This is a genomic window from Ruegeria sp. G7 (genome assembly GCF_056535465.1).
Genome location: NZ_JBQFIL010000001.1, coordinates 1597291 through 1613078, shown reverse-complemented (window position 1 = coordinate 1613078; position 15788 = coordinate 1597291). Strand labels below are relative to the sequence as shown.

Annotated in this window: 11 protein-coding genes, 3 tRNA genes and 2 rRNA genes; 6 read left to right on the top strand and 10 right to left on the bottom strand. The window is 52.7% G+C overall.

What is annotated here, in order from left to right; genetic code table 11:
• The first annotated feature begins 15 nt into the window (after nt 1-15).
• Entirely contained in the window at nt 16-975 is a 960-nt protein-coding gene (locus ACR3EN_RS08105) for a hypothetical protein (protein ID WP_480870941.1), read from the top strand.
• Nucleotide 976: 1 nt separating this feature from the next.
• Nucleotides 977-1552, top strand: coding sequence for a hypothetical protein (locus ACR3EN_RS08100; protein WP_480870939.1), 576 nt, complete (start codon nt 977-979; stop codon nt 1550-1552).
• 38 nt (nt 1553-1590) lie between these two features.
• Here the strand turns inward: ACR3EN_RS08100 and ACR3EN_RS08095 are convergent, their stop codons facing one another.
• Both ACR3EN_RS08095 and ACR3EN_RS08090 read right to left on the bottom strand, forming a co-directional pair.
• Complete coding sequence (locus ACR3EN_RS08095; protein WP_480870937.1) at nt 1591-2838, bottom strand: three-Cys-motif partner protein TcmP; 1248 nt, start codon at nt 2836-2838, stop codon at nt 1591-1593.
• Nucleotides 2839-2849: 11 nt separating this feature from the next.
• Nucleotides 2850-3608: a DUF5131 family protein gene (locus ACR3EN_RS08090; protein ID WP_480870935.1), complete on the bottom strand. Its 759-nt coding sequence runs from the start codon at nt 3606-3608 to the stop codon at nt 2850-2852.
• 445 nt (nt 3609-4053) lie between these two features.
• Here ACR3EN_RS08090 and ACR3EN_RS08085 point away from each other — a divergent pair, with 445 nt between their 5' ends.
• Nucleotides 4054-4953 carry an ArdC family protein gene (locus ACR3EN_RS08085; RefSeq protein WP_480870933.1) on the top strand — a complete coding sequence of 300 codons (900 nt, stop codon included), beginning with the start codon at nt 4054-4056 and terminating at the stop codon, nt 4951-4953.
• Nucleotides 4954-5009: 56 nt separating this feature from the next.
• Here the strand turns inward: ACR3EN_RS08085 and ACR3EN_RS08080 are convergent, their stop codons facing one another.
• Entirely contained in the window at nt 5010-5189 is a 180-nt protein-coding gene (locus tag ACR3EN_RS08080; protein WP_480870931.1) for a hypothetical protein, read from the bottom strand.
• Between the two features lie 258 nt (nt 5190-5447).
• Here ACR3EN_RS08080 and ACR3EN_RS08075 point away from each other — a divergent pair, with 258 nt between their 5' ends.
• Nucleotides 5448-6095, top strand: a complete 648-nt coding sequence (locus ACR3EN_RS08075) for a hypothetical protein (RefSeq protein WP_480870929.1) — start codon at nt 5448-5450, stop codon at nt 6093-6095.
• A gap of 11 nt (nt 6096-6106) precedes the next feature.
• Here ACR3EN_RS08075 and ACR3EN_RS08070 read toward each other — a convergent pair whose 3' ends face one another.
• A complete protein-coding gene (locus tag ACR3EN_RS08070; RefSeq protein ID WP_480870927.1) occupies nt 6107-7588 on the bottom strand; it encodes a relaxase/mobilization nuclease domain-containing protein in 1482 nt (493 codons plus the stop codon).
• Nucleotides 7585-8013, bottom strand: coding sequence for a plasmid mobilization relaxosome protein MobC (gene mobC / locus ACR3EN_RS08065; protein WP_480870925.1), 429 nt, complete (start codon nt 8011-8013; stop codon nt 7585-7587). Before mobC ends, ACR3EN_RS08070 begins: the two co-directional genes overlap by 4 nt.
• A gap of 294 nt (nt 8014-8307) precedes the next feature.
• On the opposite strand from mobC, the gene ACR3EN_RS08060 reads away from it, so the two are divergent.
• On the top strand, nt 8308-10053 hold the full coding sequence (locus ACR3EN_RS08060) for an FkbM family methyltransferase (RefSeq protein ID WP_480824904.1): 1746 nt from the start codon (nt 8308-8310) through the stop codon (nt 10051-10053).
• 193 nt (nt 10054-10246) lie between these two features.
• Nucleotides 10247-11080, top strand: a complete 834-nt coding sequence (locus ACR3EN_RS08055) for a hypothetical protein (RefSeq protein ID WP_480824906.1) — start codon at nt 10247-10249, stop codon at nt 11078-11080.
• A 394-nt stretch (nt 11081-11474) separates the two neighbouring features.
• On the opposite strand, the gene ACR3EN_RS08050 is transcribed toward ACR3EN_RS08055, so the two are convergent.
• From ACR3EN_RS08050 to ACR3EN_RS08030, 5 genes are all read right to left on the bottom strand, one after another.
• A tRNA-Met gene (locus ACR3EN_RS08050) sits at nt 11475-11551 on the bottom strand.
• Between the two features lie 90 nt (nt 11552-11641).
• Nucleotides 11642-11756 (bottom strand): 5S ribosomal RNA (gene rrf / locus ACR3EN_RS08045).
• A 183-nt stretch (nt 11757-11939) separates the two neighbouring features.
• Nucleotides 11940-14765, bottom strand: a 23S ribosomal RNA gene (locus tag ACR3EN_RS08040).
• 636 nt (nt 14766-15401) lie between these two features.
• Nucleotides 15402-15478 (bottom strand) — tRNA-Ile (locus tag ACR3EN_RS08035).
• A gap of 95 nt (nt 15479-15573) precedes the next feature.
• Nucleotides 15574-15649: transfer RNA gene (locus ACR3EN_RS08030), tRNA-Ala, on the bottom strand.
• Between the last annotated feature and the right edge of the window lie 139 nt (nt 15650-15788).

Below are 15788 nucleotides of genomic sequence, written 5' to 3'. Positions count from 1 at the left end.
ACAAAGGATTATTGAATGGCATTACCCTCAAATTATCGGTGGATCGTAGTCGGCAAGCTGGCGATCAGAAATCGCGCCAACGCACCGCATTATGCACCAGATTTTGGGATTGGAGATTTGATCGCGGCGCTCAACGACCGGATTGCCCGCGATGATGTGCATCGACCATACTCAAAGAATTCGCGGCTCATGTGGTGCGCTGACCTGGCGGAAGACGACCACTATTATCGACTCATTTTGCAGGTCGGAGACAAGAACGTTTCGGGTGTTTCGTTTCTCCATTTCGAGACGCTAGAGACACGCGACATCGAGAAGGACGAAGACGAGGGCGGGCACTACGCCGCCCACATATTGATCAAGAAGACGGCTGACGCGCTTGGGCGTCATCTGATCCTGATTGAGAAAGTACCTGGCATTTACCTGTCTTCGGTCAAGGACCATCTGGCATGGGTTTGCAAGAGCGCCTTGTACGAAAAGGAGGTTCAGGACGATGATGGGAATCCCAAGCGCTTCCGGCCTGTGTTTGAAATCGATGGTCATCAGTCACGCACAATCCGTGAGGCTCTGCGAACGGGGACGCTTCAAGACATCGAGTTCATTGGGCATGACGAAAACCACGAAGACGGGTTGGATGAAGATCCCATAGTTCAAGAGGTGGTCCATGAAGCCAGATGGGAAGTAAAGCGACGCGTCACGGAAGATCAGGCTCGAACGATCTTTGGTCGTATTGGCGGCTTTTTGGGAGGTTTCAGGGGCGGGGCAGACGACACCCAAATTTTCGTGCGGATAAAGGCGGCAAATGGCCAGATCAAGCGCACCGAGGTTCATCACAACGGCGATGAAATCCTCGAGCAGGCTTTTGTGCAAAACGAAATCGTCAACGATTTCGACCTACCATTGACCCAGCGCTATGAAGCTTTTCGACAAGACATGATTCAGAAGATGCTCGAAGTCGCCAACAATGTAGGCGACTGATATGGCTCTTCAAAAGCACACCAAGGTCTTTACGGTACTTTCATTTCTGCGACTAAAGAGTCCGGATATTTTCTGGTATCAGTGGATTTATCCGACAATCGTATTTGTGGTGGTTTTTGGCGGCTTTCAATTCTGGGGAGATCAGTTCCTGACCTTCGATGGTGACAAATTGATCGGAGATGTAAATGTCCTCATGGGAATCTTGATCGGGTTCTACATTGCGGCACTGGCGGCGGTGTCGAGTTTTACGAACGAAAACCTTGATCAAGTCATGAAAGGGCGTGCACCCACGCTAACTACCGTGCGAAAGGGCAATGAGGTCAAAGAGAACCTGACGAGGCGGCGATTCTTGGCAATCTTGTTCGGATATTGCGCTACCTTAGCGATTATTCTCTATATATTTGGGGTGCTCCACGTTCACTTGACTATTTCGCAGCCAGCCGCGTCTTGGGTGCAAGTAACAATGAGCTTTGCAGGACAAGTTGCATGGGGTTTCTATGTTTGGATCATTTCCAGCCTGTTAGTAGTGACACTCTTGGGTTTGCACTATTTGGTGGAACGCATGCATCGGGCTTAGCAAAACTTGGAAAGGCTGTGCCCAAGCAGGACTTATTCTTAAAGCCGAAAAAGCGTCTTTTGGGCAGGCAAAATCAATCGATCTGATGTTTGGATTCGGGTGCCTGCCCGTTTCAAAGTGCCCTTGCCCGATAGGACTTCGAATTCTCTGGCGCGAGCAAGTTCTGTGATGACGCCGAATAAGTCCTGGTTTGTTGCCGCCGTGCGATTTCCGATTTTCTCAAGGAGTGCCTCAACAGAGACCGAGTCGCCATTTATGCAAGCGTGGATTTCCTTTGGAAGCTCCGCCAGAAGCTCCGCCTCCAGGCGCGTCCTGTCCTGATCAGCAAAACTGAACAACGCATCCCTTGATTCGATTAGCCTTGTGTCAAAGCCCAGTGAAAATAGGCTACCGCGCCCAAAATGTCGGAAGCTGTTTTGCGTATCCCAGTGAACGCCGAGCATCTTGTCGCGTGCAGCCTGATGGCGTGAGAGATGTGCCAGCATCATCCACCTGTTGTCCGTGCGCGACCACAGCATGAATGGCGTGAAGAACTCGGCCCCGCTGTTCCTTTGAATATTGCTCATCAGCAGCCGCTGCGTAACCATGCGCCCAAAGGCTTCGTCTGACTTGTTCGCGTTCCAATCGGAGATGAACGCATCGTTCACACCAAACTGACGATAGACTTCCAGCGCGGCGGATTCTTCGCGAAGGTAGTTAAGGAAGCTGTCGATGGCGAAGGTCAGAATGATTTCCGGCCTATCTAGCTCTGAAAAGATCGTCTTGATCGATGCCATTGGAACGTCCGAATAGCCAAACTGATCAAGAACGAAGATCGACCGGCCCACCCTTTGGTTCGTTTTGATCTCCCGAAGGATTTTCGGCAGTTCTTCGGCAAACTCGGCCATGCGCAACGATATACTGCCACCAATCTGATCGCCGTATCCTTCGCCTATGATCTGCTCACGCAGCGCCGCGATGTGGTTGTCATTGCTGTCCACGAAAATGTACCGGGCATTGATCTCCAATGGCTTTTCCCGGTTCCGGTTAAGGCGCGTGCGGGCACCCTCGACAGCCTTGAGGAGGATCAAAGGGCTTCCGTGCTGGATGCAGTCAGTCTTCTGATACGCTCCACCGCCGCAAAACCCGTCAACTAATGTGATGTTCAATCGTTCAGTTCTGGGGTTAGGAACGACGGTGTCAAAATAAACGTCGAGATATTTTCTGAGCACATCGAGCTTGCGGATCGAGTGCTCTTCAATATTTGGTAGGGGCTTGTCGGGGCTCCATTGAAAATTCTCTGGCATTTGTACCCTCGCTACGACGCAAGCCTTTCTAGGATGGGCTCAGGCACCATCTGCCAAGGAAAGCCGTTCCACTCTACGCCGTCCAGAAGTCTGCCGCCGGACTTAGGCCGAGGTCCGCCCCACTGTTTGAAGAAGAATTCGACCTCATCGCGCTCACACAAATTCCTGATTTCAACGACCCATTCTTCGGCCATAGGTCTCGCTTTGGGGCCGCTTTCTCCGCCCACGATTGCCCAGGCGACATCTTTGAGATCGATTTTCCCCACCGGCCCAAGCAATGGCTCAAACGATATGAAGCGCGCGGGTGAATTGATCTGTTTTAGATGTTCGATCCGGCTGGCGTGGACCTTATCCTCTACGCTGACCCCAAGCCAAATATTGCTGGGGACGGGTCGGTCCGAATAGCGCTTGCGAATGTAGTTGCGCATCAGGCTGCTGCGCTTGGTCAGCACCTGAAAAACATGCCAGTGCGCTGCTTCCATCGTTTCAAATACCTGATCGATGAACTCTTGGGGTATCTCCTTGTGAAAAAGGTCACTCATCGAGTTCACGAAGATCATGCGCGGTTTTTTCCAACGCTTCGGCTGGTCCAATCGCTCCGGCCAAACTCTGAGGTCAAAGCCTTGCTCATATGGGTGTCCAGGAATGCCGCGCCATCGCTCGGCAAATCGTTCGGCATAACAATGATCGCATCCGGGACCGATCTTCGTGCAGCCCGTAACCGGATTCCACGTCGCATCTGTCCATTCAATCTCTGATTTTTGTGCCATGCTCGCCTCAACTTTTTGTCCATAGCATACATCATATCGAAAGCGCGTGGAACTAATGTTTTTGTTTTGTTCGCAGCATTCAACTTGGGGAAGTGATTTCTAGGTCCGGTATTTTCGGCGCGCCCTTTCAGGTCGGGCTGTCGTGAACCGAGCCCGGAGACGGTCTCAGCCCTCGGGCTTCCATCCCCTGCGCACCATCAGACAGCCGCTGGCGACTGACTTTCCTCTCTTTGTTTTGGGGGCTTGCGGCCCCGTCCTCCGTCAAGACCAAGCCCTCCGCATGTGCTGCGGGCGCAGCCAGCGGTCTCCCCATCCTTCCGCGCTTTGCTTGTGCAGGACGGGTGATCCCCCTCCGCTGTCTGCGGTCCTGACGGTCTCCCCCCGCTCATTGGCGCGGGCCTAGTCCGGTTGCATGCGCAACCGGCTTTGAAAGGAGAAAAGGCCAATGAAACTCGATATTTATCAGAAAGTGACAGACAAGATTATTGCCGATCTGGAGCAAGGCGAGCTGACATGGCTCAAGCCGTGGTCCGCAGGAAACATGGACGGACGGATCATCAAGCCGCTTCGTCATAACGGCATGGCCTACAGCGGAATCAACGTGCTGATGCTTTGGGGCGCTGCGATGGAAGGCGGCTACCTCTCGCCGTCCTGGATGACCTATCGCCAAGCCAAGGAATACGGTGCACACGTCCGCAAGGGTGAGCGCGGCAACCTCGTCGTTTATGCGAACACCATCACAAAGACGGAAGAGCAGGACGACGGCAGCGAGGAAGAGCGGAAAATCCCGTTCATGAAGGGCTATAGCGTGTTCAATGTTGAGCAGATCGAAGGCTTGCCCGAGCATTTTTACAGCAAGCCCGAGCCGGTCATCGACCCCGCACAACGGATCGAGCATGCCGACCAATTCTTTTCGGCCACAGGGGCAGACATTCGCCACGGCGGGAATTCTGCCCACTACAGCGGCGGGACGGACCATGTGCAGATGCCGCATTTTGAGAGCTTCCGCAGCCCCGAGGCATACTATGCCACGCTTGCCCACGAGCTCACACACTGGACGAAGCACAAGAGCCGCCTTGATCGTGACTTTGGACGCAAGAAATGGGGCGATGAGGGTTATGCCCGCGAGGAACTGGTTGCGGAACTTGGCGCAGCATTTTTGTGCGCTGATCTGGCACTGACGCCTGAGCCCGGCACCGATCATGCAGCATATATCCAAAGCTGGTTGAAGGTCTTGAAGGACGACAAGCGAGCGATCTTCAGCGCTGCCGCCCATGCTCAGCGCGCAGCAGATTTCCTTCATGGGTTTCAGGTCGAAGAGAAAGAAGCAGGAGTAGCAGCATAGCCGCTCCGCTCTGCAAAAGAAAATTGCGGTGGGCCTTTCGGCCCACCGCGCGAGGCTTAGAGACCTAGCATGCGTGATGCCAGTTCAGCCTCGATGTTTTCCAGGGAAGCCAGAGCATTTTGACGCTCTTGCGATCCGCGCCGCGCAACAGAAAAAGCGTTGAAAGCTTCTCTGAAGAGGCCATGCAGTTGTTCAGTGCTGCGGGATGCTGCTTCAAATCGAGTGACGAGTTTCATGTGATCCTCCATCGTCAGGGAGGCCCCAAACCACTCAGGGCCTTTCGGCCCACACACCCATTAAGGCCCTCGATGGTTTGGTTGGTCTGCTTGTCGTGGCAGCGAGGAAGCGCAAGTAATCAGCAGTCGTGTAGATAGCGTTCTTAGCATCCCTGAACCGACATCTTTTGACTTTCTACTTCTGCAATGCGAATATGATTTCGGAAATAATTTCAGTCTCTTAGCTTCAAAGACAAAGCTCCAAAGGTAGTGAAGACCATGGCTGTCAATGCTTCATACGAATACTCGGTATTGCCAAGTTCCTATTTGGAACGAGCCAAGCAACAGCTGCTCTCTGAAAACTCAGACTCGCTGTTTTACGCCGCTTTCGAACTCCGTTGCTTCGTCGAGGCGCGGCAAGACCAATACCTAGATGCTCAGCGAGAATATACTCGTTCGGTTCCTAGGCGGTGGAAGATCGGCGCTCAGGGTAAGGCATTAGAAGCAATATTTGAGAGCGAGAAAATCCAACGCATCATATGGCATTGTGAAGGTGTAGAGGTTTTTGACGCATATCACACACCTGTCACAAGCGATTTGCGAAATCGTGCAGAAAAACTTGGTGAATTACTGCACGCACAAGGGGTATGGAGAGCCCCAGAAGATGAATGGTGGCTAAAAACTCGCAGTGCACTAATCGAGACATACGAAATCGCGTGGCTATGCAACCGTGGCAACCTCCTGTCTCCAATGTTTCTTCAAGACGGACAGACCGTAGGCAAGATGTTGTTGCCAGCTGATGACGGCACAGCTGAAAAACTCAAAGAAATACTGAAAGAAGGCGCAACGGGAACGCTAAGTGTAAGCTACCCAGAACAGTTGCCAGATGATTGGAAATCTGAAATCTCTCATCTTCTTAACAGCTAAAGGTCTGCATATTATCTATCGAGCTCTGGTCCACGCGGTTTGCGTGTTTGGCCTTGTCGCAGGCGCTGGAGGCGATCTTGAGGTGATATGGCATCTCGCCCAGCCTGACGAACGCGGACGGTTGGTTTTTGCTGCTGTTCTTTCCGCAGTTTTTCGAGCCGTTCCTGCGCGGCTTTCACCCGCTCAGCCGACATCTTTTTCTGGGTGTCATCGAAGGTCTGCTTCACAGACTGAGCGGCGATTTTCGTTCTCTCGGCCTTCTTCGTCGATGGCTCCAAGCCACGCATTACCAAGCGGTTGTTTGTCCGGTCATGGTGCAATCCACGCAGTACGTTTGCATGACGATTACTGGCAGCGACGATCTCGGTTTGAAGGTTCTGCCGGTCCCTGAGTTGAGCTTCGACCAGAGCATGACGCTGTTCACGGTCACGCTGAAGCGACCATATGGCTTCGATCTCGTTCTGCTTTTCGAGGGCGGCGCGCTTGCCGGTCACGCGGTCGAGTAATCCGCGCAGGCCTTTTCGCAAGCGTGCGGATCGGGCAGCCGCTTCTTGTTCAGCGCGTGCCTTTTGCCCAGCATCAAGCTTGGCGCGTTCGGCCTGTTGCTGCGCTTGTATCTCCTGACGGCGTCTCTCAAGAGCGGATTTCTCTACTTCCGCATCAGCGCGGGCTTTCGTGATGTAAGAAGCGAGCTTCGGAGCGATTTCATTCGCGATGCGCTGGCGGGTATCACTGACGCTATCAAGTTCCTGTGGCTTGCCCAGGCGCGTTGTCACGTCCTTGGATGTCTTACCAATGGCGCGCGAGATGGATATCACTTCGCCCTCATAGGTCACCGCGACATGGCCACGCCGATCTCCGCGCGCGAGAAATAGCCCCCGCTCTTCGAGCGCATGCGAAAAGCTGTTGCGACTGTCCGAGATCGCCCAGGCTTCCTGAATATCGGCCTTGAGGTCTCCGGCATGCCGCCCGACACGTTTGGCTTGCTGCCATTCGGCCAACGTGAAGTTGCGGGGATCGCGGTCCTTATTACTAGCCAAGCCCCTTGGCATCTGCCAGCCATGTTCAAGATAGAGCTGCTTGGAGACTTCCATCAGCTTGTTTTTGAAGAAAGGAAGCGGCTTGGCCGTCATGGTCTCGGCATCGATCCGGCTCCACACGGCATGGCAATGCCGCCGTCCTTCCTTTTCATGGAAAACAATCACACGTGGTTGGTCGGTCAGACCGTGCTTTTCTTCGATGGCTGCAATCGCCTGTTCGAAGGTCTCGATCCGCACGGATTCGGTCTCAGGCGGGTTGAGCGAGACGGAGAACAGAAATTGCCTGCATTTCGTACCTTTCGAGACAGCCTCAGCTTCTCGGAGCGCGCCCACAACATCATCGGTCATGAAGCCTCTGACATCGTGGATTTCGACATGCTCGTTCTCGGCGGTCTTCAGAAGATGAAGTCCGAGTTGCTTGGCACCGCCGCGCTGAGAGCCTTTGAGGATCATGGCTCCCCCAGATTATTACGCTGCCCAAGAGCGCGCAGAAGCTCTTTGCGCATCGCAGCAACATCCGCGCAGGCGCGGCGGATATCATGCTCCGTCTCCGCGACGACGGGCAGTGAACCGATATTCACGGCCTTAGCGAGTTGATTGAGGTTGTTCGCGATGCGCGAGTTGCCCAGCAAAGCGAGCACCTTTGCGAGGCTGGCATCATCTTTAACTGGCCTTCTGAGCTTTGAGCGGGCGCGCTTGTGCGATGCACCATACCCATCGAACAGTTTGCGCTTGATGTAGCTGCCGAGCGGCTCATCGCCTGCAAGCTCTTCCAGACGGCTTCTTTCCTCGAAAGTCAGGCGCAAAGAGAACGGCGCAGGCTTCTTCTTTGCCTGCTTTCCCGCTATTGCATTGAAACTATTGTCTGGTGTGCTCATCATCGCACCTCAGATCGCTTAGATCATGCTGTGCGAGATGGGTTTCCCATTCGAGCAGGACGTCAAACAGAGAGTTCAAACTATCTCTCTGTAACTGCACCATGATTTCCTGCTAAATTTGACCGTTGGCGATGCTTCCTTGGCTTTCGCCCGTTTAAATTCCCAAAGAATTGTTGCTGGGCGACCTACCTTAAAATTGACCGATTTGGACCGTGTTTTGTCGGCAGAACACGCCTATCCGACTATCGACAATATCAAGTTGCGACGCAGTCTGTTTGACTGCATAGATTTTCCATGACCACCGACCGCACAGCTTTCCTTGTTCGCACACACAAATACAACTGGCAAGTTGAGGAATTGGTGCGCAATCTCAAGAGACATATGTCCAACAACGTCTTCGTCGTTTGCGACGAAAGCGCTGGCCATGTCGATATCCCGGATACACCCAAGATTTCACTTTCCCCTAAAGTGACCAGCAATTGGAAGTTCGACCGGCACCCAAGAGATTGGGGGTGGCTCTGTGGCGACTATTGCTACTATGCGGCGGCAGAAAAAATTGATGGCTTTGATTTCTTTTGTTTGATTGAGGCGGACGTTTACCTTGGCGCCAAAGAAATTCAGGCGGTCAAGGCCGTGCTACAAGGAAATGAAAGTGCAGCATTGGCCGCTGATCTTCGGCGGTTCGAAAAGCCGCCTCGGTTCTCAAAAGACCTGGCTTTGCTGGGTGAAAGTCCGAACTTCGGGTGTATTTTTTCCTTTACTCGGGTTCAGAAAGACTTGATCGAAGATCTGTTTAAGCTGAGACACCGGGTTCAAAACCACCACACACCGTTACGGGTGAATGATGAAGCGATATTGGCAAGCGTCGCACATTCAAAGGGCGTGACGTGCACGAACCTATATGATTTTGAACGGGTTTTCGAAAAGGGGTGCTTTGCAACCAATCCTCCGCACTTGTATGAGGCGGTGCGGGACCTTCAGGACAGTGAACGCGTTTATCACCCGGTGACGACTGTGGCCACAGTAATTCGCCGGTTCTCGAGCGGGGAAAAGAGATACTCGCCACATAGGCTCAGACGCGTCATGCGCGAAGCTCCAGATCACGTTGGTCGAGCATTGGTCAGAGCGCGCGAGCGGTCCCAGGGGGCTCCAAGTAGAAAGGTGATAAACCAGCATGAAAAAACCGAACGACTGGGTTGTTTGATCAATCTGCTGAAGTCCTTTAATCCGGTCGAAATCGTCGATGTCGGCGCGAACCCGATAGAGGGGGACGCAAATTACGCGCATTTACTGGAGGCCGGTCAGGCGAACCTTGTTGGTTTCGAACCTAATGAAGCCGCCTTCGAAGAGCTTATGAAATCGAAAGGTATCAACGAGCAGTATCATTGTCTCGCGATTGGCAAAGGTGGCGAGGCGAACCTGCATTTGACGCAACATTCGGGCTTCTCATCCGTGTATCCACCAGACGATTCAAGTGGCGAATACCTGGGCTTTCGAAAGGATATGAAAGTAACAAGGACAGAGGCGGTTGAAACCCAGCGCTTGGACGATCTTGATTTCGTACCACCTGTAGATTTTCTGAAGATCGACATTCAAGGTGGAGAGTTCGATGTTATTCGAAATGGGCGCGATAAGCTCTCGCAAGCCTTGGTTGTGCAAACCGAAGTTCGGTTCTTTCCTCTGTATGAGAATGAACCCGGATTTGGCGATCTGGAAAAAGAACTTCGCGAACAGAAGTTGTTTTTTCATAGTTTTGATTTCCTCAAGAGGGTCCTTGGCAAACGTGCTCTTAGAAAAAAGTTTCGTCGGCGCGCCTTTTCCCAGGTCGTGGACGGGGACGCGTTCTTTGTAAGAGACCCACGATCCCTCCACACGTATTCAGACGAGCAACTGTCTAAGCTCTGCGTCTTGGCCGATAGTGTAATGGGGGCTTTTGACCTTGCATGTCTATGCTTGGAGGAGCTTAAGGACAGGGGAGAAATCAATGCGGCAGATTGTGAACACTACTTCTCTCTCCTGCCGGTTGGTGTCAGACGCTAGGCCGTTGCTGAACCAATACCCGCTCAATTCGTCAGGCTGATATATGGTACGCTCAGAAAATCTCTTACATACGGCAGAGGCTGGCAAACGCCGCTCACCGGAATTCAGGTACGCCTGCCTTCAGGCAACGCTTGCGGCATGGTTTGGGCCGGAAAACAGTCAAGAAAAGAAGTCAAGGTCAGGAGCCAGTTGAATGACTACAGTTGGATTTATTCTATCAACTGGACGAACATCCACGCAAAACATCGCTGCCATTGCACAGCGCGCTCATCCCAATGCTGTTATTGATCACGAAGGCTTGGGTCCGAATTACTTTTCCCGAAGAGTGTTCAGACAACCTAGAAAATTCCACCGGGTTCTGGGCGCACACGTTCCGATCCAGCGAAAACTCATCGACATAGAAAACGCTGTGGCTGCTGGAAAAACATATCTCGATGTAGGTTGGCCATCATACGCATGGCTGCCCTATTTGGCGGACCGTTTCCCAAGTCAATTGAGATTTGCCCACCTGGTCAGGAACCCTTTCAAAGTCGCCGCATCGCTTACGACGCATGGCCTGTTTGTGCCACAGGTCAAACGCGGCGGTCGCTTTCAGCGCATTGCGATGGTGCACACAAATGATCCAAGGGTGCATTTTACCGAAATCGCGGCCATCGGCGAAAACTTCTCACCTTTTGAGCGCAACCTTTTTCATTGGCTTGAATTGAATCAATTCATGTCCGAACAACACGACAGATCGGGTTTTGTCGGGCTCTACAGATTTGAAGACTTGTATCGAGGAAGCGAACCCAAGCTGCCGCTGCTATTGAACGATCTGGTTGGGCAAGCGGAATATAACCTCCAAGCCACCCCTGAAGACAAACTTCAATGGAAATTGCCGCAGCAAATCCAAAAGCCGGAACCCCGCTTGGTAGATGCTGTCATCGAGCTTGGAACAAAACTCGGCTACTCTGAGGAATCTCTTCTCGAAGCGTCGAAAATTGAAAAACTAAACCAGCGATACACTAACACGCGCATCCAAAATTAAAGTTATCGGTTGCTGCCACCCCGCAAATTTGCTGCTAACAGGTTGCAATTCCAGAGTTAGAGTTTTCGGGTCATCGATAAGAATTTCCGCAGCTGACCTGGAATAAACAAATCCACCCTAGGGCGGCTTGAGTTGCATTTTCTGGGCCGTGATGGTTAGGCAGTTTGTCTTTGAACCTACGACCTTCAGGTTATGAGGCTGCCGCGGTGAGGACGTTAAGCACGCAGTCTGGTGGGCTTTTTGTAGATTGAACGGGCTGTTTGGATATTGGTTGCGGGAGCAGGATTTGAACCTGCGACCTTCAGGTTATGAGCCTGACGAGGTGAGGACGTTAAGCAATTGATCCAGTGGATCAATTGTAGTCTGCACGGGCTGTACTGAGATTTTCTGACGCTGGTTGCGGGAGTAGGATTTGAACCTACGACCTTCAGGTTATGAGCCTGACGAGCTACCGGGCTGCTCCATCCCGCGACACTTTTTTGTGGCCTACCGCCTATTCGGCTACTTGAGGCCGGGTCGTATTCTGCTGATCGTTTAGAGAGACTGTTGGGCTTTTACTAGGTTTGGCGGTGACCTACTCTCCCGGGGCTTAAGCCCAAGTACCATTGGCGCGGCAGTGCTTAACTTCCGGGTTCGGGATGGGACCGGGTGTTTCACTTGCGCTATGACCACCAAACCGAGGAAAAGCCCACGTCGCTGTTTTTGCGGAGCAAAAAGCGACGGTGGCAGGCAGCGTATTCGCTTGCGAATACGCGTTGCCACTCGGTTGTGTTTCAATCAACATCGCGGCTTGGCGCTGCGACGTCATCCATGTTCAAGGTGTGTATGCTTTTGGTGATTTGTCTTTCCATTACTGGATCAAATCAAGCCTATCGGGCGATTAGTACCGGTCAACTGAACGCATTACTGCGCTTACATCTCCGGCCTATTGACGTGGTGGTCTTCCACGGCCCTCAGGGAGACCTTGTTTTGAGGGGGGCTTCCCGCTTAGATGCCTTCAGCGGTTATCCTGTCCGATCATAGCTACCCAGCACTGCCGTTGGCACGACAACTGGTCCACCAGTGGATCGTTCACCCCGGTCCTCTCGTACTAGGGGCAACTCCTCTCAAGTCTCCTACACCCACGGCAGATAGGGACCGAACTGTCTCACGACGTTCTAAACCCAGCTCACGTACCTCTTTAAACGGCGAACAGCCGTACCCTTGGGACCTGCTCCAGCCCCAGGATGAGATGAGCCGACATCGAGGTGCCAAACACTGCCGTCGATATGGACTCTTGGGCAGTATCAGCCTGTTATCCCCGGCGTACCTTTTATCCGTTGAGCGATGGCCCTTCCACTCGGGACCACCGGATCACTATGGCCGTCTTTCGACTCTGCTCGACTTGTCAGTCTTGCAGTCAGGCTGGCTTCTGCCATTGCACTCAACGAGCGATTTCCGACCGCTCTGAGCCAACCTTCGCGCGCCTCCGTTACGCTTTAGGAGGCGACCGCCCCAGTCAAACTACCCGCCACGCAGGGTCCCGGATCCGGATAACGGACCGCGGTTAGACATCAAGAGTGCGAAGGGTGGTATCTCAAGGGAGGCTCCACGGATACTTGCGTTTCCGCTTCAAAGCCTACCACCTATCCTGCACATCACAATCCTGATGCCAGTGCGAAGCTGTAGTAAAGGTGCACGGGGTCTTTCCGTCTAACCGCGGGAAGCCTGCATCTTGACAGGCAATTCAATTTCGCTGAGTCGATGTTGGAGACAGCGGGGAAGTCGTTACGCCATTCGTGCAGGTCGGAACTTACCCGACAAGGAATTTCGCTACCTTAGGACCGTTATAGTTACGGCCGCCGTTTACCTGGGCTTCAATTCAAGGCTCTCACCTCTCCTTTTAACCTTCAGGCACCGGGCAGGCGTCAGACCCTATACGTCGTCTTGCGACTTCGCAGAGCCCTGTGTTTTTAATAAACAGTCGCCACCCCCTGGTTTGTGCCCCCAGCCCCTAGTTGCCTAGGAACCGGGCCTCCTTCTCGCGAACTTACGGAGGTATTTTGCCGAGTTCCTTCAACATCGTTCTCTCAAGCGCCTTGGTATGCTCTACCAGTCCACCTGTGTCGGTTTAGGGTACGGTCTCATGGAGGGCTATTTCCAGGAACCACTCAGCAGCCCAATCAATCCGATAAGATTGAACTACACCTGTGATCCGTCACATCCTCCTGGCCCAGGAATATTAACCTGGTTCCCATCGCCTACGCCTTTCGGCCTCGGCTTAGGGGCCGGCTTACCCTGCTCAGATTAGCTTTAAGCAGGAACCCTTGGACTTTCGGCGAGAGTGTCTCTCACACTCTTTGTCGCTACTCATGTCATCATTCTCACTAGTGATCTCTCCACGGGATCGCTCACGCGCCCGCTTCATCGAAAGCCTCTCTCCTCCAATCTGCCCGAAGGCATGAAGGAGGAATGAGACTATGTCACACTACGCTCTGCTACCGATGCTTACGCATCCCTAGACTTCGGCTCATGGCTTGAGCCCCGTTACATCTTCGCCGCAGGACAACTTATTTAGACCAGTGAGCTGTTACGCTATCTTTAAAGGATGGCTGCTTCTAAGCCAACCTCCTGGTTGTTTTGGTCGTCCCACCTGCTTTCCCACTTAGCCATGAATTGGGGGCCTTAGTCGTAGGTCAGGGTTGTTTCCCTCTCCACTACGGACGTTAGCATCCGCAGTGTGTCTGCCATCTAGTACTCCCGGGTATTCGGAGTTTGGTTAGGATCAGTAAGCCTGTGGGGCCCCATTACCCATCCAGTGCTCTACCCCCGGGGTATTCGGATGACGCTCTACCTAAATAGATTTCGCAGAGAACCAGCTATCTCCGAGTTTGATTGGCCTTTCACCCCTAGGCACAGCTCATCCCGATCCTTTTCAACGGATGTGGGTTCGGTCCTCCAGTAAGTGTTACCTTACCTTCAACCTGGCCATGCCTAGATCACTCGGTTTCGGGTCTGATCCCACGAACTCATGCGCCCTATTAAGACTCGCTTTCGCTACGCCTACACCTAACGGCTTAAGCTTGCTCGTAAGACCAAGTCGATGACCCATTATACAAAAGGTACGCCGTCAGATCTCGAGGATCCTCCGACTGATTGTAGGCGTTCGGTTTCAGGTACTGTTTCACTCCCCTCGTCGGGGTGCTTTTCACCTTTCCCTCACGGTACTGGTTCGCTATCGGTCAGCAAGGAGTACTTAGCCTTCGAAGGTGGTCCTCCGATCTTCAGACAGAATTTCACGTGTTCCGCCCTACTTAATACGTCCATCAAAGCTTCCTATACGGGGCTGTCACCCGCTATGGCCACGCTTCCCAACGTGTTCTAGTCACTTATCTGGCTCGGCTGGTCCCCGTTCGCTCGCCGCTACTAGGGGAGTATCAATTGATTTCCTTTCCTCCGGGTACTTAGATGTTTCAGTTCCCCGGGTTTGCTCTTAAAACCCTATGTATTCAGGTCTTAAGTACTTGGTTAAGCGACATATTGATTATCAGAGATAACAATATGAAGCTTTCAAGTGGGTTGCCCCATTCAGAAATCCATGGATCAAAGCTTATTCTCAGCTCCCCATGGCTTATCGCAGAGTATCACGTCTTTCATCGCCTCTTGCTGCCAAGGCATTCACCAAACGCCCTTCTCGCGCTTGATTTGATCCAGAAAAAGAAAGACTGGACTTGCGAAGCAAGTCCATAACGGGTCGGAAGCTGGAACAACCAACCCCTTTTCCTGAACCAAAAGCATACTTTCCCGCTCTTCATCCTGGAACCCACACTTCCGATGTCGGTCGGACCCGTGTGGAAGAATGAAGAACATGCATAACTGTTAAGTTATGCGGGTTAGTGTACTTGACTTGGACAACTCTGTTCGTTTCAGCCGGGATATTCAAAGAGGGACGAGGAAACATCCCTAATCAAACCTCCTCACTATGTGTGCTACCGCCTATTCGGCTACTTGAGCACGTGAGGACCAACTGAGATCAACGCCACACTCGGCGCGATCAAACAGTGTTGATTGATTTCTCTCTAAACGATGTCAATTGCGGCGACTTTCGAAGAAAGTCGTCCGGGTGCGAGGCAGCGTATTCTCGAAGAGAATGCGCGTTCGCACACCATAGTCTGTAAGAACAGACATCTCAGCATTCCGCAAAATGCTCAAAAACCTGTTCTGTTTGGATATCAGGCCAATCCGGAGAACCGCTCTCATTGCTTTTGCAAGCAAAAGCAACTGCCGCTCCGCACTGCGTGGAACCGTTGTTCGTCGTATTTTGCTTTGCAAAATAAGACGGTGGTGGGTCGAGGAGGACTTGAACCTCCGACCTCACGCTTATCAGGCGTGCGCTCTAACCACCTGAGCTACCGACCCAGCTGATTTTGCTGCCAGCAAAATCGGCGTCGCCGACAGGCGTTGCGAAGCAATGCCGAGAGGGCCAGCCCTACGTGGTTACAAGGGCCAAATCCTGGTGGAGCCTAGGAGGATCGAACTCCTGACCTCCTGAATGCAAATCAGGCGCTCTCCCAGCTGAGCTAAGGCCCCTTGAAGAACCCTGCATTCAGGGCTCAGTGTCTGAAGAGATATGAGGACGGCTCGGTCCATGAGTTTGACCAACTTTGTTTGTTGATCTTCTGCTAAGTGTTCCACGATCAAGAGCAAGCTCAAGATGCCAGGAACATCC